Here is a 234-nt window from a genome sequence, read left to right on the forward strand (position 1 = left end):
GACTTCTACTTCCGATCACGCGAATTACCTTTTGAATGATTTTTTCAAGATCAAATAGAACTTCAGGGTTAGCGAAAAAACCAACTTGTGCATATTGTCCCTTCTTCCTCAAAAGATCCAACCCCTGATTGGCTGCTGGAACAGCTCCAGAACATTCAAATAAGACATCTGCACCGTACCCATCTGTAAGGCTATTAAACAGTTCTCGAAAGTTGTCTTCTTGGATCTGTCTCT

At 41.0% G+C, this 234-nt stretch carries 1 protein-coding gene; it reads right to left on the reverse strand.

Going from position 1 to position 234, the window contains the following annotated elements:
- The coding region (locus tag Q4550_RS24130; RefSeq protein WP_303536802.1) for a zinc-binding dehydrogenase at positions 1 to 234 on the reverse strand (234 nt) is incomplete at both ends.

Source organism: Anaerobacillus sp. 1_MG-2023 (genome assembly GCF_030547345.1).
Classification (GTDB): Bacteria; Bacillota; Bacilli; order Bacillales; family Guptibacillaceae; genus Guptibacillus; species Guptibacillus hwajinpoensis_B.